General features: G+C 61.2%; 15 protein-coding genes and 1 pseudogene. 5 read left to right on the top strand and 11 right to left on the bottom strand.

Features of this window, described 5'->3' with window-relative positions; genetic code table 11:
* Positions 1-21 precede the first annotated feature (21 nt).
* The 5 genes from urtE to urtA form a co-directional block, all read right to left on the bottom strand.
* Positions 22-711: an urea ABC transporter ATP-binding subunit UrtE gene (urtE, locus tag V1283_RS24450; protein ID WP_334389052.1), complete on the bottom strand. Its 690-nt coding sequence runs from the start codon at positions 709-711 to the stop codon at positions 22-24.
* Positions 712-728: 17 nt separating this feature from the next.
* Positions 729-1484 (bottom strand): urea ABC transporter ATP-binding protein UrtD, encoded by a 756-nt coding sequence (urtD, locus tag V1283_RS24455; RefSeq protein ID WP_334389053.1) that lies wholly within the window; start codon positions 1482-1484, stop codon positions 729-731.
* A gap of 124 nt (positions 1485-1608) precedes the next feature.
* Entirely contained in the window at positions 1609-2754 is a 1146-nt protein-coding gene (urtC, locus tag V1283_RS24460) for an urea ABC transporter permease subunit UrtC (protein WP_334389055.1), read from the bottom strand.
* Positions 2755-2770: 16 nt separating this feature from the next.
* Positions 2771-3697 carry an urea ABC transporter permease subunit UrtB gene (urtB, locus tag V1283_RS24465; RefSeq protein ID WP_334389056.1) on the bottom strand — a complete coding sequence of 309 codons (927 nt, stop codon included), beginning with the start codon at positions 3695-3697 and terminating at the stop codon, positions 2771-2773.
* A 131-nt stretch (positions 3698-3828) separates the two neighbouring features.
* Positions 3829-5088 (bottom strand): urea ABC transporter substrate-binding protein, encoded by a 1260-nt coding sequence (urtA, locus tag V1283_RS24470; RefSeq protein ID WP_334389057.1) that lies wholly within the window; start codon positions 5086-5088, stop codon positions 3829-3831.
* 173 nt (positions 5089-5261) lie between these two features.
* Here urtA and V1283_RS24475 point away from each other — a divergent pair, with 173 nt between their 5' ends.
* Complete coding sequence (locus V1283_RS24475; protein WP_334389058.1) at positions 5262-8633, top strand: hybrid sensor histidine kinase/response regulator; 3372 nt, start codon at positions 5262-5264, stop codon at positions 8631-8633.
* Positions 8623-9552 carry a response regulator gene (locus tag V1283_RS24480; RefSeq protein ID WP_334389059.1) on the top strand — a complete coding sequence of 310 codons (930 nt, stop codon included), beginning with the start codon at positions 8623-8625 and terminating at the stop codon, positions 9550-9552. Before V1283_RS24475 ends, V1283_RS24480 begins: the two co-directional genes overlap by 11 nt.
* Before the next feature lie 8 nt (positions 9553-9560).
* Here the strand turns inward: V1283_RS24480 and V1283_RS24485 are convergent, their stop codons facing one another.
* Positions 9561-10253, bottom strand: coding sequence for a DUF2270 domain-containing protein (locus tag V1283_RS24485; protein WP_334389060.1), 693 nt, complete (start codon positions 10251-10253; stop codon positions 9561-9563).
* Between the two features lie 650 nt (positions 10254-10903).
* On the opposite strand from V1283_RS24485, the gene V1283_RS24490 reads away from it, so the two are divergent.
* A complete protein-coding gene (locus V1283_RS24490; RefSeq protein WP_334389061.1) occupies positions 10904-11191 on the top strand; it encodes a helix-turn-helix domain-containing protein in 288 nt (95 codons plus the stop codon).
* A gap of 295 nt (positions 11192-11486) precedes the next feature.
* On the opposite strand, the gene V1283_RS24495 is transcribed toward V1283_RS24490, so the two are convergent.
* A complete protein-coding gene (locus tag V1283_RS24495; RefSeq protein ID WP_334389062.1) occupies positions 11487-12701 on the bottom strand; it encodes an ABC transporter substrate-binding protein in 1215 nt (404 codons plus the stop codon).
* Between the two features lie 132 nt (positions 12702-12833).
* Here V1283_RS24495 and V1283_RS24500 point away from each other — a divergent pair.
* Positions 12834-12941, top strand: a pseudogene (locus tag V1283_RS24500) (SDR family oxidoreductase); the annotation flags it as partial.
* 57 nt (positions 12942-12998) lie between these two features.
* Here V1283_RS24500 and V1283_RS24505 read toward each other — a convergent pair.
* The 4 genes from V1283_RS24505 to V1283_RS24520 form a co-directional block, all read right to left on the bottom strand.
* Positions 12999-14657 (bottom strand): AMP-binding protein, encoded by a 1659-nt coding sequence (locus V1283_RS24505; RefSeq protein WP_334389063.1) that lies wholly within the window; start codon positions 14655-14657, stop codon positions 12999-13001.
* Positions 14658-14776: 119 nt separating this feature from the next.
* Positions 14777-15958 (bottom strand): aminoglycoside phosphotransferase family protein, encoded by a 1182-nt coding sequence (locus V1283_RS24510; RefSeq protein ID WP_334389064.1) that lies wholly within the window; start codon positions 15956-15958, stop codon positions 14777-14779.
* Positions 15959-15989: 31 nt separating this feature from the next.
* Positions 15990-17180 (bottom strand): CaiB/BaiF CoA transferase family protein, encoded by a 1191-nt coding sequence (locus V1283_RS24515; RefSeq protein ID WP_334389065.1) that lies wholly within the window; start codon positions 17178-17180, stop codon positions 15990-15992.
* Positions 17181-17237: 57 nt separating this feature from the next.
* On the bottom strand, positions 17238-18542 hold the full coding sequence (locus V1283_RS24520; RefSeq protein ID WP_334389066.1) for an enoyl-CoA hydratase-related protein: 1305 nt from the start codon (positions 18540-18542) through the stop codon (positions 17238-17240).
* Positions 18543-18789: 247 nt separating this feature from the next.
* Here V1283_RS24520 and V1283_RS24525 point away from each other — a divergent pair, with 247 nt between their 5' ends.
* The gene (locus tag V1283_RS24525) at positions 18790-19962 is read left to right on the top strand and encodes an acyl-CoA dehydrogenase family protein (protein ID WP_334389067.1); all 1173 of its coding nucleotides are present in this window, start codon (positions 18790-18792) and stop codon (positions 19960-19962) included.
* Positions 19963-20040: the final 78 nt, after the last annotated feature.

The following is a 20040-nucleotide window of genomic DNA, read 5'->3' on the forward strand; positions in this document are numbered from 1 at the left end:
TAGACAGAACAAGTTACGGTTTCAGACGGACAGATATTTCGAGACTTGCGCGGCATCGACGCTGTCGCGCGGGTCGTCGCGGACGATCTCGCCGTTCTCGATGACCAGCACACGGTCGGCGATATCGAGCGCGAAGCTCAACACCTGTTCGGAAACGACGATCGACAGGCCGCGCTCGTCGCGAATACGTTTCAGCGTGCGCGCCATGTCCTTGATGATCGACGGCTGGATACCCTCGGTCGGCTCATCCAGCAGCAGCACCTTCGGCTTTGTGGCGAGCGCCCGCGCGATCGCCAATTGCTGCTGTTGCCCACCGGAAAGATTGCCGCCACGGCGGTCTTTCATCTCCAGCAACACCGGAAACAGCTCGTAGATACTGCCGGGTACTTCGGTCTCGCCCGACACAACGAGCCCGGTCTCGATGTTCTCCTTCACCGTCATGGTAGAAAAGATCATGCGGCCCTGCGGCACATAGGCCAGGCCCTTGGCAACCCGCTCAAAGCTCTGCATCGCACCGAGCTCGGCGCCGTCCATCTTTACCGAACCGCTCTTGGTGGGCAGAATGCCCATCAACGATTTCATCAGCGTGGTCTTGCCCATGCCGTTGCGACCCATGATCGCCACGATCTCGTTGGGCGCCACCGACACGTTGAGGCCGTGCAGCACTTCGCTCTGGCCGTAAGCGACGTGTAGGTCAGAAATTGCCAGCATCAATGCGCTCCTTGAAATCAGTGTCCGAGGTAAACTTCGATGACCTTGGGATCGTTCTTCACCTTCTCCATCGTCCCCTCCGACAGGATCTGGCCCTGGTGCAGCACCGTGACCTTGTGGGCGATGTCCTCGACGAATTTCATGTCGTGTTCGATTACCAGCACCGAACGGTCCTTGATGATGCGGTTGAGCAACTCGGCGGTCTTGGCGCGCTCGGAGACACTCATGCCGGCGACTGGTTCGTCGAGCATCAGGAGGTCCGGGTCCTGGATCAGCAGCATGCCGATCTCGAGCCATTGCTTCTGGCCGTGGCTCAACTGGTCCGCATAGGTTTCGAGGCGGTCTTTCAGAAAGATCATCTCGGCGACCTCCTCGACGCGCTCTTTCACCGCGGCATCGCGTTGAAAGATCAACGAGCCGAACACGGTACGGCCGCGCGGGTAGGAAATTTCCAAATTCTCGAACACGGTCAGATCTTCGAACACCGACGGCGTCTGGAACTTGCGGCCGACTCCGGTCTGCACGATCTCATTCTCTTTCAGCTTCGTCAGCTCCTTGCCGCGGAACTGGATCGACCCGGAGGTGGCCTTTGTCTTGCCGCAGATCAGATCGAGCACGGTGGTCTTGCCGGCGCCATTGGGACCGATGATGACGCGGATCTCGTTCTCCTCGACATAGAAGGAGAGATCGTTGACCGCCTTGAAGCCGTCGAAGGAAACGGTGAGGGCTTCGACCGCGAGCAGGAATTCCTTGGGCTGATGACCGATGAGCATGACCTATCTCCTCATTCCGCCAGCGTGGCATCGGCAATCGGGATGACCGATGAGCATGATCTATCTCCTCATTCCGCCAGTGTGGCATCGGCAATCGAGATGTCCGATGAGCATGACGATCTCCTCACTCCGCCGGCGCGCCGTCGGCGACGGAATCGTCGCTCCAGCCGTTCTTGGGTTTCGATTTCCGCGAAGCCAGCAGCCGATCGATGCGCGGCTGTACATAGTCCTGCCAGACGCCGGACAGGCCGTTCGGGAAAGCGAGCACGACCGCGATGAACAGGGCGCCAAGACCGAACAGCCAAAGCTGCGGGAAGGATTCGGAAAGGCTGGTCTTGGCGAAGTTTACCAGTATCGCGCCCCACACCGCGCCGAAGATCGACATCCGTCCGCCGACCGCCGTGTAGATCACCATTTCGATCGACGGCACAATGCCGACAAAGGAGGGCGACATGAAGCCGACGTTGAGCGCGAACATGGCGCCGCCGATCGCGGCGAAAATCGCGGCCATGCAGAAGGCGAAGATCTTGAAGTTGGCGACGCTGTAACCCGAGAAGCGGACGCGGTCTTCCTGTTCACGCATCGCCACCAGGATGCGGCCGAGCTTTGTCAGGCGGATGAACTGCGCCAGACCGATGCAGGCGAACAGCAATACCACCTCGACGAAGTACAGGATGATCTTGGCGTGGTCGGGCCGGATGTCCCAACCCTTGAGGGTACGCAGGTCGGTCATGCCGTTGATCCCGCCGGTATAGCCCTGCTGTCCCACGATCAGGATGGTCAGGATCGCGGCAACGGCCTGGGTGATAATCGCGAAATAGGTGCCGCCGACGCGGCGCTTGAACATTGCCGTACCGATGATGAGTGCGAACAGGCCGGGCACCAGGATGATCGCGGCGATGGTAAAGGTGAGACTGTGGAACGGCTGCCAGAACAGCGGCAGCGAGGTGATCTGGTTCCAGTCCATGAAATCCGGAATGCCGGGCGTCGACTGGATCTTGGTGTTCTCAACACTCGAGGCTTCGAGCTTGAGGAACATCGCCATGCAGTAGCCACCAAGACCGAAGAACACCCCCTGCCCCAGGCTCAGAATGCCGCCATAGCCCCAGCACAGCACGAGCCCGATTGCGACAAACGCATAGGTCAGATATTTCGCGACCAGGTTGAGGCGGAAGACATCCAGCGTCAGCGGCAGGATCACGAACAGGACGGCAGCCAGCGCAACGAAGCCGATGAGTTCGGATCGATTGAAGAAGCGTGAGTTGATCATGACTTGCCTGCTTCTGTTATTTGCGGACTTTGAGGGCGAACAGACCCTGCGGCCGCAGCATCAGGATGCCAACGACAGCGAGCAGCGTGAGCACCTTGGCCATCGATCCTGACATGAAGAACTCCAGCGTCGACTGGGTCTGCGAGATCGAGAAGGCGGAGGCGATGGTGCCGAGCAAGCTGGCAGCGCCGCCGAACACGACCACCAGGAAGGTATCGACGATGTAGAGCTGGCCTGACGTCGGCCCGGTCGAGCCGATCATGGTGAAGGCGCTTCCGGCGATGCCGGCGATGCCGCAGCCTAAACCAAAGGTGTAGCGGTCAACCTTCTCGGTATTGATGCCGACGGCGCCGGCCATGATGCGGTTCTGTACCACGGCGCGGACCTGGCGGCCCCAGCGAGATTTGTACAGGACGTAGGCGACAACGATGGTGATCAGCACGGTCAGGCCCATCACGAACACACCGTTGATCGGGACCTCGATGCTGTCGGTGACCTTGAGCGACCCCAGCATCCACTGCGGCAGTTCGACGCCGACCTCGCGTGGGCCGAACACCGAACGATAGGTCTGCTGGAGGATCAGGCTCAGGCCCCAGGTGGCGAGCAGCGTATCGAGCGGACGCTTGTAGAGATGACGGATCAACGCCCATTCGACCAGCATCCCGAGCGCGCCCGACGCCAGAAACGCCAGCAACATCGCGAGGAAGAAATATCCGGCGAACAGTGAAGGCAAATAGTGCTGGAACGTGTTCGACGTCAGCCAGGTGACGTAGGCACCGAGGATCATGAACTCGCCATGCGCCATGTTGATGACGCCCATCTGGCCGAAGATGATCGCAAGACCGAGCGCCATCAGCACGTAGACGGAAAACAGGATCAGTCCTGCAAAGCCCTGCATGACGAAGATGGAGCCCAGATCGCCAATCGAATAGTCGCCGAACATCGATGTTTCTCCGTCGAGGGGAAGGGTCCCGCGTCGCAACGGGAGTCGCGACGCGGGGTCGTCAAGCGCGGATTGACGGTCCACGCCAGGGAGCTCTTGCTCGGGGAAGGCCGCGGGGTGTACCGCTGCGCTTACTGGTAGCCCTTCGGGAACGGATCGGGCTCGACGAGATCGGCGGTCTCGAAGATCAGCTCGAACTGGCCGTCAAGCTTGGCCTTGCCGACGCGCGTCTTCGACCAAAGGTGATGGTTTTCGTGGATGCGCACGTAACCTTCGGGCGCGCCCTTGAATTCGATGCCCGGCGAGGCAGCAGCGATCTTGTCGACGTCGAAGCTGCCGGCCTTCTCGCAGGTCAATTTCCACAGCCACGGGCCGAGATAGGCAGCCTGCGTCACGTCGCCGATCACGGTCTTCTCGCCCCACATCTTCTTGAAGGCGGCCACGAACTCCTTGTTGTTCGCGTTGTCGAGCGACTGGAAGTACTTCATGCAGGCATAGGCGCCCGCGATGTTTTCGCCGCCGATACCGTCGATTTCGTCCTCGGTCACCGAGATCGTCAGCAAGGCCTGCTTCGACAGGTCGACGCCGGCCGCCTTGAGCTGCTTGTAGAAGGCGACGTTCGAACCGCCGACCACGTCGGTGAAGATCACGTCGGGCTTGGTCAGCTTGATCTTGTTGATCACCGAATTGAACTGGGTGCTGCCGAGCGCGTAATATTCCTCGCCGACGACCTTGCCCTTCAGCACGTTCTCGACGTGCTTGCGCGCGATCTTGTTCGAGGTGCGCGGCCAGATGTAGTCCGAACCGATGAAGAAGAACGATTTGGCGCCCTTCTCCTTGGCGATCCAGTTCAACCCGGCGAGAATCTGCTGGGTGGCTTCCTGGCCGGTGTAGATGACGTTCTTGGACTGCTCGAGGCCTTCATAGAAGGTCGGATAATAGAGCATGCCGTTGTACTGCTCCATGACCGGCAGCACCGCCTTGCGCGATGCCGAGGTCCAGCAGCCCATGATCGCCGCGACCTTGTCGTTGACGAGAAGCTTCTTGGCTTTTTCCGCGAAGGTCGGCCAGTCGCTGGCGCCGTCTTCCTGGATGAACTTGATCTTGCGTCCGAGCACGCCGCCGGCGGCGTTGATCTGTTCGATGGCGAGCTTTTCGGCCTGGATCGAACCGGTTTCCGAGATCGCCATCGTGCCGGTGGCCGAGTGCAGGATGCCGACGGTGACCTCCGTATCCGTGACCGCCAACCCCGTCGCGTTGACCGTGGCGGTGGCGGGACCGGCGCCGAATGAGGGCCGCGGAAGCATCGAAATGAGCGGCAGCGCCGCCGCGCCCATCAGCAGTTTGCGGCGAAGCGGCGACTGCAGGCCCTTGTTTGGTTCGTCTGACATGAGCACCCCATTTTTGTTCGAGAACGCTTATTGGTCAGGCGAGGATGGCCCGGATTTGTGCACTGCACAGATACGTGGGATTGCGTATATTGCACCGCAAAATAGCGACGTAGATTTTGGTACGGAGTTTGCTGGCTACGCAGGGGTCGGTTGAACTGGGCAGGAGCATCACAGTGGCAGGGCGGCAGCGGATTGACCGCGTCAGACGCCAATACAATCAATGGGTTGCGAACCAGACCCTGGAAGACTATGCGCTGCGCTTCACCGCCAAGAGCGCCCGGCGATGGTCGGCCGCCCGCGTCGCCAATACCGCCCTTGGCGCCATCTCCTTTCTGGCGCTGGAAGCGATCGGCGGCACGATTACGCTGAATTACGGCGCAGCCAACGCCACCGCCGCCATCCTGGTCGTCAGCGTCATCATCTTCTTTTGCGGCCTGCCGATTGCCTACCATGCCGCAAAATGCGGCATCGATATCGACCTGCTGACCCGCGGCGCCGGCTTCGGCTATATCGGCTCGACCATCACCTCGCTGATCTACGCCTCCTTCACCTTCATCTTCTTCGCGCTCGAAGCGGTCATCATGGCGGCCGCGCTGGAGATGTGCTTCGGCATCCCGCGCCCGATCGGCTATCTCATCAGCGCCGTCGTCATCATTCCCCTGGTGACCTACGGCATCACCTTGATCAGCCGCTTCCAACTGTGGACGCAGCCGCTCTGGGTCGTCCTCCACATCCTTCCCTTCGTGGCGATCGCCTGGGCCAATCCGCATTCGTTCACGGAATGGCGGAAATTCGCCGGCGAACATGGCGATGCGAGTGGCCATCTCGATCTGCTGCTGTTCGGCACCGCAGCGTCGGTGGTGTTTTCGCTGGTGGCGCAGATCGGCGAACAGGTCGACTTCCTGCGGTTCCTGCCGCGCGACCGCCGCACTTCGCGAACCTCGTGGTGGATCGCGCTGCTGGGTGCAGGCCCCGGCTGGATCATTTTCGGCGCGCTCAAACTGCTCGTCGGCTCCTTCCTCGCCTACTTCGCGCTCAGCCACGGCGTCGCCAACGAACAGGCAGCCGATCCGGCGCACATGTATCTCGAAGCGTTTCGCTACGTGCTGTCGCAGCCCGATCTGGCGCTGGCGCTGACCGGCACCTTCGTCATTCTCTCGCAGGTCAAGATCAACGTCACCAATGCCTATGCCGGCTCGATCGCCTGGTCGAACTTCTTCTCGCGGCTGACGCACAGCCATCCCGGCCGCGTGGTCTGGCTGGTGTTCAACGTCATGGTCGCGCTGCTCTTGATGGAAATCGGCGTCTACAAGGCGCTGGAGCAGACGCTGGCGCTCTACTCCAACGTCGCGATTGCCTGGGTCGGCGCGTTGGTCGCCGATCTCGTCATCAACAAGCCGCTCGGCCTGCGCCCGCAGCACATCGAGTTCAAGCGCGCGCATCTCTACGACATCAACCCGGTCGGCGTCGGCGCTATGACGATCGCGACGATCGTCTCGATCAGCGCGTTCTACGGCCTGTTCGGACCAACGGCGAAGGCGCTGTCCGCTTTCGTCGCGCTCGCGGTCGCCTTCATCACCGCGCCCCTGATCGCATGGGCCACCGACGGCAAATATTACATCGCGCGCAAGCCGAAGCGAAGCTGGCAGAACCTTGAGGCGATCCAGTGCTGTATCTGCGAGCATTCGTTCGAGCCGGAGGACATGGCCTCCTGCCCCGCCTATGCCGGCCCGATATGCTCGCTATGCTGCTCGCTCGATGCGCGCTGCCACGATCTCTGCAAGCCGCATGCGCGGATCGGCGCGCAGGTGTCGGAGACGCTGGGCAAGATGCTGCCGGAGCCGATCTACGCCCGGATCAATTCGCAGTTCGGGCATTATGTCGGGGTGTTCGCGGTATCCGCCGGCCTCGTCGGGCTGACACTCGGGCTGATCTATTTGCAGACATCGGCGACGATTGCCGTCGACAATCTGCTTCTGTCCGACGTGCTGTGGAAGGTGTTCTTTGCGCTCACCATCATCATCGGCGTGGTGGCGTGGCTGTTCGTGCTGGCGCAACAAAGCCGCCGCGCGGCGGAAGCGGAAACGCGGCGGCAGACCACGCTGCTGATCCAGGAAATCGACGCGCACAAGCGCACCGATGCGGAGCTGCAGCGCGCCAAGGAAGTGGCTGAGTCCGCCAACCTCGCCAAGAGCCGTTACGTGGTGGGGTTGAGCCACGAACTGCGCTCGCCGCTGAACGCCATCTCGGGCTATGCGCAACTGCTGGAACAGGATTCCGGCCTTGCCACCAAGCCGCGCGACCAGGTGCGCGTGGTCCGCCGCAGCGCCGACCATCTGTCCGGGCTGATCGACGGCATTTTGGATATTTCCAAGATCGAGGCAGGCCGGCTTTATCTATCGCGCGACGAGGTGCGGTTGAGCGAATTCCTCGACCAGCTCGTCGGGATGTTTCGCGTTCAGGCCGCCGCCAAGGGTATCGACTTCGTTTTCAAGCGGCCTTCGGTACTGCCTCTCGTCGTCTATGCCGACGAAAAACGCCTGCGCCAGGTTCTGATCAACCTGCTGTCGAACGCGTTAAAATTCACGCAAACCGGCGGCGTGCAGTTCGTCGTGCATTATCGCAGCCCTGTCGCCGAGTTCGAGGTGATCGATACCGGACCCGGCATTCAGGCAAGCGATCTCGAACGCATCTTTGCACCGTTCGAGCGCGGCGCGCTCGGCGTGTCGCAGCCGCAGACCGGCACCGGTCTTGGACTGACCATCAGCCGGTTGCTCGCCGGCGTAATGGGCGGCGATATCAGGGTGACGAGCGAGGTCGGCAAAGGCAGCATTTTCCGCGTCAAGATCCTGCTGTCGGAAGTCACCAATCCGACGCGGATTGCGCCGATCGAGGCGCCGATCTTTGGCTATCACGGCCCGCGCAAGACGATCCTGATCACCGATGACGATCCGACTCATCGCGACCTCTTGCGCGAGGTGCTGGCGCCGCTGGGTTTCATTCTCTTGAGCGCGCCGGACGGCCCCGGCTGCCTCGCGCTGGCGCAGCACTGCCGGCCTGATTTGTTTCTGCTGGACATCTCGATGGCAGGCATGGACGGCTGGACGGTGGCGGAAACCTTGCGCGCCAGCGGACATCATCAGGCCCGCATCCTGATGGTGTCGGCGAGCGCGCTTGAAGCGCATGGCGCGCCGCTGGCGCAACCGTTTCACGACGGCTATCTGATGAAGCCGATAGATATCCCCAAGCTGGTGGAGACGATCCGGCAATTGCTCAAGATCGAATGGCAGTATGAGGCCGAGCAGATACCCCAGCCGCGCTGGAAACCGGAGACGGGATCGCGGCCGCCGGTGAAATATGTCGAGGAACTGATCGGCCTCGGGCAGCTCGGCTATATCAGAGCGATCCAGATCAAGCTAGACGAGATCGGCCACGATTACCCTGAGCATGCCGACTTCGTGTCGCAAATGCGTGCCCTGATCGATCGCTTCGATCTCGATCAGTACATGGCGGCCCTGAAAACACTGCACAGCTATGATCACTGAAACCAAAAAGCGCGACGTCGCCCTCATCGTCGATGATTCGCCGGAGACCCTGCGGCTGCTCACCGACGCGCTCGACGGCGCCGGCATGACGGTCATGGTCGCGCTCGACGGCGCGGCGGCGATGCGGATCGTCGACCAGATCACGCCCGACATCGTTCTGCTCGACGCGGTCATGCCCGGGTTGGACGGTTTTGAAACCTGCAAGCGGCTGAAGCGCGACGCCGGCCTCGAACACGTCCCCATCATCTTCATGACCGGGCTTGCCGAAACCGAGCACATCGTTCGCGGGTTGGAAGCCGGCGGCGTCGACTATGTGACAAAGCCGATTGCGGTCGAGGAGATGCTGGCGCGTATCCGCGTCCACCTCGCCAATGCGCGGCTGACCCAGAGCGCACGCGCCGCCCTCGACGTTTCCGGCCGCTATCTGCTTGCCGTCAACGGCGTGGGCAAGATCATGTGGGCGACGCCTCAGGCGCAGAAACTGCTGTCGGATACGCTTGGCCCGGATAGCGACGACGATGTCGTGCTTCCCGATCCGATCCCGCAATGGCTGGACCAGGCCCGCAAGGGCAAGGCCGGGTCGAAAGCCGCAATCATGACCGTGCTTCCCGGCAACGAGCAGCTCCGGCTGCAATATATGGGCAGGCTGGGCAGCAACGAATTCCTGCTGCGGCTTGCAAAAGATTCCGGCGCCGACGCACCGGCGGAATTCTCCAGCGAGCTTGGCCTGACGACGCGCGAGGGCGAAGTGCTGTCGTGGCTGTCGAAGGGCAAGACCAACCGCGACATCGCGCAAATTCTGGGCCTCTCCCCGCGCACGGTCGACAAGCACCTCGAGCAAATCTACTCGAAACTCGGCGTCGAGAACCGCACCGCGGCGGCTGCGATCGCGGTGAACGCAAAGCATCGAAAATCCTGACGCGACATTCACACATGAGCATCGCCATGCGCGAGCTCGCCCCGACGGCCGTAAGTTCTCAATGTGGCAACGCCGATCCAGCCGTAAAAGACAACAATGATTGCGGATATGACCCAACCGGAAACGTGCCCCACTCCGGCATTCCTGATCCAATCGTGAAAGGTGAGAGCAGCCGGACTCTCGCCGCCAAAGGAGGGAAACGTCACTTTGAGCGCCCATGCGCCCAGCAGGATCAGGAATATCCAGATATAGTTGCGTCGCAACCTTCGCGACACGGCCTCCGCCATCGACATCACGAATGTCGGCGCCACCAGATCGGCAGCCATGATGCGCTGCCAATCCTCCTCCGCTTTCACGCTTGGATCGAACAGTTTGGCGTAGTAGTTGCGCTCAAGCCGGCGCACGCGAGACCGATAGACGTCGAAGAAGCGATAACGCCGCGACTCGATCATCAGCAAGAAGAACGCCAGCACCATCGCAAACATCAGCACGCTGTGGTGGGCGTTCGACGTCGAAAGCGAGACCGAGAGCATCGCGGCGACGAGCGTAATCGCCCAATTGGTGGTCCGGTCGATGCGATCTCGCCATCCGGCCATGCGCGCAATCTCGGCCCGGTGGAAGTGAGCGAATGCCGTTATGAATTCGCCGGGAGATGAAGGAAAATAGATGCGGCCGATTTCACGTCCCTCCGGTTCCTGCATTTTCTCCTCCCTGTTTCAAATTCATGACGGCGATTGATCAACAACGGACGACGACTGGTATGCCAGGTTGGCACGCCGGCCTCGATCATCACGATTTCATCTGCGAACCGGTCGCTCTTGAGCCGCCTCGCCATGCCACGCATGGGGCCGCCGATGTGGTTGAACAATTTCCTGTATCCGGCGCAGAGAGAGTTCAAGGCGAACTTCGGTTCTCGGAATGACGGCTTACCTGCCTGGCCCCTTTTGCTGCACCGCACCCGTTTGCTTTCCGCGCCGTCAGGGGTCTCTCCAAACCTTCCGAGTATCTTCACTCCTCCTTTGCGCCGCTTTCTCAGGACATATAAGCTATGTCGAAAAGCAGCATCAAAAAGTAGCGCTTGCGATGTCCGGGAAGTGAACGCGGGATGGACTGGTATGTCGGATGACGCCGTGGTCATCATGACGATGAGCACCTGCCAATACCTAACTCCATCCGGGAACGCGCTTCCGGCTTGAGGGCATTGGTTGAGGGTTGTGCCTTGCGTCATGGAGATGATGGTTCTGGCGAGCAGCCCACATCAGGGTGACCGATAGCGCGGCCTCTTGAGGGACGGCCACGAACTTCGCCACCTCAGAGGAGCCGGGATGAACCAACGAGAAGTGCGGGTTGCGTGGGAGAAATTCGTCGAGCGCCCGGCAACATCCGCGAACTGCGCAACATGCTGGCACGCTTCACGCTCGCCGCCACCGACGGCCTGATCGACGAAGCCGCGGTGGAAGCCATGATCGGCCAGCCCCCGCCAAAGACCTCCGGCTCGCTCCACGAAATCCAGCGCGCCAGCGTCCTCGCCGTCCACGCCGAGACCGCGGGAAACATCAGCGAAACCGCACGCCGCCTCGGCATCTCCAGAAACACGGTGTATCGGGCAATCGCGCAAAGCCGCCGGGACAATTCATAGCTGTGGGCAAGGCAACTGCTCACGGCGCCGCCATCCGGCCAGGCCTGGATTCTTATTCGGCAAAGACACCTTCTAGCCACCGCTCTCCGAAGGTGGGGGTCACACATTCGAATCGAGAGATTCGAATTGCTATCCCCTAGGTTCGGCTCTGATCCGAGATCGCGGCCCTTGGTGACCGATCCCGTGGACTCGTGCGCCGCGTCACAATCCACCAAAGCCGCCGAGAAAAGAGGATGGCTGCTTTTGCAATCTACGTCGTCCCAGTTATCCTACCGCAATCGGGCTAGTTGTTGGCCTAGCGGGATGCCGACGCTCCAGCCTCGTCAATCAATTTCCAGGAAACGCCTTCGAACTTCGCCATGCGCAGCGATTCATAGGGTGCGTAGTCCTGCGGTGTGGTGTTGAGTTGGATTCCCGGCAGCATCATCTTGAGACGCGTGCCCTTCATGCTGGTCGCCTGCTTTAGGAGATTTTCCCGTGTCAGGTCGTCGCCGCACTTGGTAATCGCCTGCACGATGCCCTGCACGTTGATGTAGCCGGACAGGGCGACGAAATCGCCGGGATTGTCGTTCGGCACCCACTTCTTCATGAACTCGACGTATTCCTTCACCTCGGGATCATCCGCCCAGGCCGGATCACCGGCCTGCTTGGTGAATTGCGTCGTCATGATGCCTTGCGCGTTTTCAAATCCGGCCGGCTCCAGCACCGTCTTGACCGAGTTGGTCGGGCTGGCAAGGAATTGCAGCGGCGTCCAGCCCGTCTCCTTCACCTTGCGCAGGCCCTGCGCGGTGAACTTTGGCGTCGAGAAATACAGCAGCGTGTCGGCGCCGGAATCCTTCAGGCGGACGATCTGGGAATCTATCGTCGGCTCGGTGATTTCGTAGGCCACCTCGGCCACGATCTTGATCTTGTCGCCGAGCGCGGCCTTCAGTCCGACCAGAAAATCCTTGCCGTAGTCGTCGTTCTGGTAAAGCACGGCGATCCTGGCGGCCGGCTTGTGTTTCAGGATATATTGCCCAAACGTTTTCCCTTCCATCTCGAAGCCCGGATACATCGGTACGGTCCAGGGGAAATTCTGCGGATCGGCGAAACGCCGGCCACCGGCAGAGACGAAGACGTGCGGCACCTTGGCACCGTTCAGATATTTCTGGATCGCGACATTGGGCGTCGTGCCGACAGTACCGACATCTGCCAGCACCCCATCATCCTCGACCAGCTTTCGGGTCTGTTCGATTGCCTTCGGTGGACTGAAGGCGTTATCGAGCGAGATCAGGTTGATCTTGCGGCCGTTGATGCCGCCGGCCTCGTTGATCATCTTGAAGTAGCCGGTCATCACGCGGCCATAGCTCGAGAACGCCGATGCCGGCCCGCTATAGGGGACGGTCTGGCCGATCTTGATCTCGGTGTCGCTGACGCCGGGCCCGTATTTCTTCTCGGCGGCCGAAACATCGCCGATCGTTGCAACGGCCATCACGGCGACCGCGGCTATCAATCCAAATTTCCGGATCATGTTTCTCTCCCCCGTTCAGCCCACTTGTGCAGGTCTCAATTTAACGGTACACTAGCATACTATATTTTAGCTTACAAGCAAGTTAGCCGGTTTCTTTGTCGCAGACTCGCATCAGACGCGCTGGTCCGCGACCCGGATGAATTCGGCCCGGCCTGCGCATTCCTGTGCTCGGCTCACGCCGGTTACATCACCGGGCAAAACATCCTGATCGACGGCGGCGCCTATCCCGGCACGTTCTGACCAGCCGTTCAGGCGTCGCACAATTCGTGACGCGGGCGCGATCCCCGCGTCGTGAACTCATGCGCTGGCCTTGCGGGGCGCTTTTGCAAAAGCCTTCGCTATTTCGCGAAGCTGGTACTTCTGCACCTTGCCAGCCGGGGTCTTCGGCAGATCGGAGACGATCTCGACGCGCTCCGGCCAGTACTGTTTCGCGACCTTGTGCTCCGCCATCAGCGCCTGCACATCGGCCAGATCGAGCGTCTGGCCGGGACGCAGCACCACGAAAGCGCAAGCGCGTTCTCCCAGTCGCTGATCCGGATACCCGACGATCGCGGTCGCAAGCACGGCGGGATGCTTGAACAGCAGGTTCTCGATATCGAATACCGGCACGTTTTCGCCGCCGCGAATGATGATATCCTTGATGCGGCCGTCGATACGGATGTAGCCCTCGTCGTCCATATAGGCGATATCGCCGGTATCGAACCATCCCTCGGCATCAAACGGCTCCATGTCCTCACGCTTGTAATAGCCGAGGCACATTTGCGCGCCGCGCACCTTGAGCAACCCCTTCTCTCCGACCGGCGCCGGAGAACCGTCCATGCGAAGGACCTTTACGGCAACGCCCTCGAGCGGACGGCCATCCGTCTTCGACGACTTCTCCAGCGCCCTCTCGGGCTCGGTCAACGTGCCCGACAGCGCTTCGGTCATCCCCCACAGCGAACAGACCTTCAGATCGAGCTCGCGGAAGACGCGATCGATCAGCGCCGGCGGAATTGGCGCCCCGGCACAGAGGAACTTGCGCAGCTGCGATGGCTTCGCTGCCCCGGACGCGACCGCCTCGCACATATCGGCGAGAAACGTCGCGGCGCCGGCCGAATAGGTAACGCCTTCATTGGCCATGATCGCGATGCCGCGCTTCGGCTCCCAGACGTCCTGGAAGATGATCGACGCGCCCATCTTGAAGCCGAGCATCATGCCGGCCGCGAAGCCGGTCATATGGCCGAGCGGCGAGCAGACCAGCATCGTATCGTTCGCATCGAGACCGAAACGGCCGGCGAGCGCAATGTTGCAGGCCAGCAGCGTATTGAGGCAGTGCATGACCCCCTTGGGCGAACCTGTCGTGCCCGAGGTGAACATCAGCACCGCCATCTGATCGGCGGGAAGCGCGCCAATCTCGCCGACCGGAGGCGGACCGAGGCGTTCACTCCCGGAGAGCAGCGCCCGATCGAAGCTGTTCGACCCCTCGCCGTCCACGGCGATGACGTGCTGAAGTTTCGGCAGCCTGGGTCGCAGCGACTGCGCCATCGCCTCGTAATCGAAGCCTCGGAATAGTTTCGGCACGATCAGCAGTTTCGTTTCGGCGAAGTCGAGCATGTAGCTCAGCTCGTGCTCGCGGAAGATCGGCATCAGGGGATTGATGACGGCCCCGACCCTGAACGCGGCGAACGCGATCGCCGCGAATTCCCACCAGTTGGGAAGCTGTACGGAGACGACGTCGCGAGGGCCAATGCCGAGTTGTTTCAAAGCCGCGGCCGCGCGCGAAACCAGATCGCCGAGTTCGGCGTAGGTCAAGCGCTTCGGTTCGGCACGATCGGCGCGGTCGGCCAGCAGCGCGAGCTTCTCCGGCGTGGCAGCAACCGCTTGCTGAAGAAATTCGTCAAAGCTCTTGTCGATCCAGAATCCGCTGGCGCGCATCGATCGCGCGTGGGCGACGGGATCGAATCTATGTTCGCTCATGCGTTACCTCCATGACGTCAGATGCGGCTCTTGGCGGCCTATTTTGTTCGCTAGTGTACTAATTTTGAAAACAGACCGCAACCTCAAAATCCGGCGCCGCAATCCCTCTAACCGGTTTGTCAATCCTGGAAACTGTCGAGCGCATCCAGATCGGCCATCGCCGTCGTCATGCGCTCGATCATGGTGAGCGTCGTGTCCTCCGGTTGCATGTTCGGCAACAGCGGCGAGTGGCATAGCGTGATCGTCCACATCGCCAGCGCATGCACGATCTGCTGCCGGTAGCGCAGGAAGCTGAGGTCGAAGTCCGGCTTGACGCCGGTCTTCTCCGCGAACCGCTCGACATAGCGGGCCAACAGCTCGCGCTCCCAGCTCCGGCGATTATCCGGCGTCAGTGATGCCGTCACGGCGTAGGCGAAATCGCGCGACCAGTGCCCGCGCGAAAGACATTGCCAATCGCATAGCCCCATCTGACCCGCACCCGTCCGGTACCAGTTGCCGATATGAACGTCGGAGTGAATGAGGCCCTGCGGCTCGCTATCATGCAGCGCAAGTGCGCGCATCGTTGCCGGCCAGACATCGTCGCGGCGCGCCATGACTTCTTCAGGAATGACGTGGGCAGCAGCGTCAAACGCTTTCCCTGTGTAGTACTCCGTACCCATTTTCGCCGCGCCAATGGTGAACCATCGGGGATAACTGGCGAGCCAGCGGTAGCGTTCGGCCAGCGTCGGATCGCCGTAGAACCGGCCGTGCAGCGCCGCCAGCAGATCGATCATGTCGTCGGCCATGGCGCGCGTGACATACGTCTTGTGATTGCAGAACGTAGCGGACTTGGTTGCGACCAGATCTTCCAGCAGATGGATCGCCGCAAACGTTCGCCGATCGTAAGCGGAATGATAGCACAGCGGCGCTTCGATCTCGAGCTGGGGACGAATCTGCGTAAAAAAGCTCCCCTCTACCCGTGCCGTGCCGTTGAAGCCCCCGATCATGCGGGTAACGATGCTTGGCAGCGACTTGGTGAAGATCGAGACCGGCAGTCCGGCGCGACGTCCTTCCTCATTGTAGGACACCTTCAGTTGATGACGCTCATGCGTGCCCGCGCTTGCCGGTTTGACCTCGACGCGCGTAACGACGGCCCCCGGAACCTTGCCGCAGAGGACCGCCGTCAGCCATTCGGGCGTGACGGCGTAAGGCGTACAGGGCACGTCATCGAACTGCCGCGCCTTTGGCCGCGCGAGACGCTCGTAAGCGACGCGTCCGCCGATTTTCAGCGCGGCCAGGGCCGTATCTGTGGATTGCCCCATTTATCCAACTCCTCGTTAAGCTGCGCAAATCTCAACCGACCACACGTTCCCGCCGTAACTCGCTGATGGCTTCCAGTGACATACCTATTTCACCGAGGACATCGTCGGTGTGCTGCCCCAGCACCGGCGGCGGCCTGCCTGCACGACGTTCCGCGCCGTTGATCAGAACGGGGTGACCGACGCCCTTCAACTGGCCCGCGGTCGGGTGCGCGTAGTCGACGATGATGCCGCTCGCCTCGGTATGCGGCTGATCGAGCAATTGCGCGATCGAATTGATGGGTGCGCAGGGCACGCCGACACCCGTCAGCACCTCGTTCCAGTGCGCGACGGAATTTTGCGTCAGCGCGGCCTGAACATGGCCGAGGGTTTCCTTGCGGTGCGCAACGCGATCCGCATTGGTTTTGAATTTCGGGTCGTCGACAATCGCGCTCAACCCGGTGACCGCACAGAACTTGCGCCAGAGATTGTCGTTGGCGACCCCGATCATGATCGGACCGTCGGCCGCCTCGAAGGCCTGATAGGGGCAAAGCGATTCATGGCTTGAGCCGCATTTCGGCGGCTGCACGCCGCGCTCCCAGAAGGTCTGAAGATTATAGCCCAACAGGCCGAGCGCGGTTTCGAACAGCGAGACCTGGATCTCACCGCCCTTCCCGGTCTTTTCCCGCGCATACAGCAACGCCAGAATGCCGCTGAAGGCATGCACCCCGGTCATCTGGTCGATTGGCGAGATCGGACTGCGGATATAGCCGCCATCCTCGTCGCCGGTCATCGACATAACCCCGCAAAACGCCTGTAGGATCACGTCATAGCCCGGTGAATTCTTCAGCGGCCCCGAGCGGCCAAAGCCGGAAATGCTGCAATGGATCAGGCGGTCATTCAGGGTACGCAGTGTCGGTGCATCGATGCCGAGGCGCTCGGCGACGCCGGTTCCGAAACTTTCGATCGCGATGTCGGCGGATTTTGCCAGCGCGTGAACGATCTCGCGCCCCTTTTCCGATTTCATGTCGACGGCGATGCTGCGCTTGTTGCGGTTGGCACTGAGAAAAACCGTGCCAAGGCCCGGCGCCGGAAACGGCGGCCAGCCGCGCGTTTCGTCACCCTGGCCGACGGCCTCTACCTTGATGATGTCGGCGCCGAGGTCACCGAGATATTGGGCGCACAGGGGACCCGCCAAAACTTTCGACAGGTCGAGGACACGGACGCCGGTCAGGGGTTTTGACACTACTGTTCTCTCGATTGGTTGCGCCGCTATCGCGGATTTTTTCGAAGCCGGCACCGCTCAGGCGCCTGGCTCGGCGGAGGAGAAAGCACCTGCCATGTAGGCGGGAAAGCCATGCTTCGTGACCAGCAGATAATCCGCCGCGCGACGCTGGTCCTCGGAGAACGTGGCTCGCCATTTGTCTGCCACTGAGTATGCCCGCACCAGCCGCTCGCGTAGCGCACGTTTGCCATTGGTGACAGGCTCCGCCTCCAGCCAGAAGGCGGACTGAGCAATGACGCCATCGAATGCCGGTGCCCTGCTCGGCCCGTGAAAGCCGGCGCGAGCGAAAGCATCTGCAAGCGTCGCATCCGTTGTTCCACCCGCCTGCAGCGCCTCGGATACCACCGCCACCGCCTGTTCGACGGGCGCGGGAATGCCTCCCGCCTTGCGAAGACGATCATGATCGAGCCGGCCAAGAAACAGCGTCCTGATCATGTTGCGCGGCTCGCGCCGCTGGATGAGCTTTGAGAATATCTGCATCTCGGTGCGGATCGCCGCATCAAACGGCTGCGGCAGCCCCTCGCCGACGCAATCGAGAATGGCTAGCGGGGCCGGATAGTGTCCGAGGGTTTCGGCCAGAACGCTTTCGCGTTTCCGCGCGACGATCGCGGCCACATCGTCGACATCCGCCGGCCGCCATCCCGGACGGTCCCAGGGTTGCGACGCCGACGGATGCGACAGCACCCAACGTTCCGCCGCCGCCACCTCTTCGCCGGCAGGAACCAGTTGATCGACCACGCCTGCGGCGATCGCCGCCTGCCCGGACAACCGCGCACCTTCCAGCAGGATCGGCAGCGCCTTTTCGATTCCGGTCAGGCGCGGCAGCCGTTGGGTTCCCCCGCCTCCCGGCAACAGCCCGACCAGCGACTCCGGTAAGCCAAACGCCACTTTGGGATCGTCAACCATGACCCGATGATGAGCCGCCAATGCCAGTTCGCCGCCGCCGCCGAGCGCCAGGCCCGCGATCGCGGCCGCGACCGGCTTGCCCGCCGTTTCGATTCCACGCAGTGCCTGACTGAGACGAAAGAAATGGTCGAATGCCACGCGGTCGCGTGTCTCGGCAGGCGCAGCCATGATCATGTCATAGGCCAATCCCAGCTCGGCAAGATCGGCACCCGCACAGAATGCCGACGGCTTTCCCGAACGGATGACGACACCCTTGACGTCGCTTTCGCGGAGCCACCGACTAAAGACGCCAAGTTCGGCGATCGCGGCGTTGGAGAACACATTCATCGGACGGCCGGGCATGTCGAAAACAAGATGCAGGACATTCTTTTCGCTGCGTTCGGCCCGGAATTGCTGCAGCTTTCCCAACGCGTCCATGGGTTTCTTCTCCGCCGTCATTTTTTGACCTATAGCATATCGTATATCTGTGTACTAGTTTAAATGGACGGTCTGCCGCCGTGAAAAACCTCTACTGCGGTTGCAGCGATGACCGTTGGCAGGCGCTCGCGAAAGTTCTGGCTGGTCCGATCGACCGGTGACGCAAAAAGCCCGCGGGCCAGCTTGCCTTTTACCATCCCGGGACATATAGTACACTACCTAACTAAATTGATGTGGACGGATGTCGATGATCGAGCGAACCATTTTCCGCGAGGAACATCATATTTTCCGGGAATCGGTCCGGCGCTTCGTCGATCGCGAAATCGTGCCGTTTCATGCGCAGTGGGAAAAGGACGGCATCGTGCCACGGGAACTGTGGCTCAAGGCCGGCGCCGAAGGGCTGCTCTGCTGTACCGTGCCCGAGGAGTATGGCGGCATGGGCCTCGACTACCTGTTCGACGTGGTCGTGTTCGAGGAACTATGGCGCTCCGGCGCCAGCGGCCCGGGATTTCTGATTCACACCGATCTCGTGGCGACCTATCTGCTTTCGTTTGGAACCGAAGCGCAAAAGCGGCAGTGGCTGCCGAAGATGGTGTCGGGTGAAGCGATCGGCTCGCTTGGCATGACGGAGCCGCATGCGGGCAGCGACCTCAAGGCGATCCGGACCCGCGCCGTGCGCGATGGCGATGATTTCGTCGTCAACGGCCAGAAGGTCTTCATCTCGAACGGCCAGCTCTGCGATTTCGTCGTGCTCGCGACCAAGACCGACGGCGGCGCCGGCGCCAAGGGCGTGACGCTGTTCATCGTCGAGAGCAGCCGGCCCGGATTTCAACGCGGACGAAACCTCGAAAAAATCGGCATGAAGGCCCAGGATACCTCCGAACTGTTCTTCGAGAACATCCGCATTCCCGCCACCAATATGCTGGGGCAGGAAGGCAAGGGTTTTGCGCTGATGATGACGAAGCTGTCGCAGGAACGGCTCGCCCAGGCGATCCGGTCGGCCACCGTCACCGAAACCGTGCTGGACTGGACCGTTGAATACACCTCCGACCGCAGCGTATTCGGTCAGAAGCTCGCCAACTTCCAGAATACCCAATTCAAGCTTGCCGATCTCAAGACCAAGGCGACCGTCGCCCGCGTCTTTACCGATCGATGCATTTCGCTTTTCATGGAAGGAAAGCTCGATCCGGTCGATGCCGCTATGGCCAAGATGTTCACTTCCGAGCTGCATTGCGAAGCGGTCGACGAATGCCTGCAATTGTTTGGCGGCTGGGGCTACATGACGGAGTATCCGATCGCGCGCGCCTATGTCGACGCCAGGATCGTCAAGATTGCGGGCGGGTCGATCGAAATCATGAAAACCATCATCGCCCGCCAGATGTTCGCGCAATGTGGTTTTGCGCTCGCCAAGAGCGGCTGAGCTCGCCGGTCGGCCAAGGCCGGCGGACCTCACCAAACAAAGCAACGGCCAATGCGCCGCAAAACGAGGGAGTGGGAT

Source organism: Bradyrhizobium sp. AZCC 2262, assembly GCF_036924535.1.
Classification (GTDB): Bacteria; Pseudomonadota; Alphaproteobacteria; order Rhizobiales; family Xanthobacteraceae; genus Bradyrhizobium.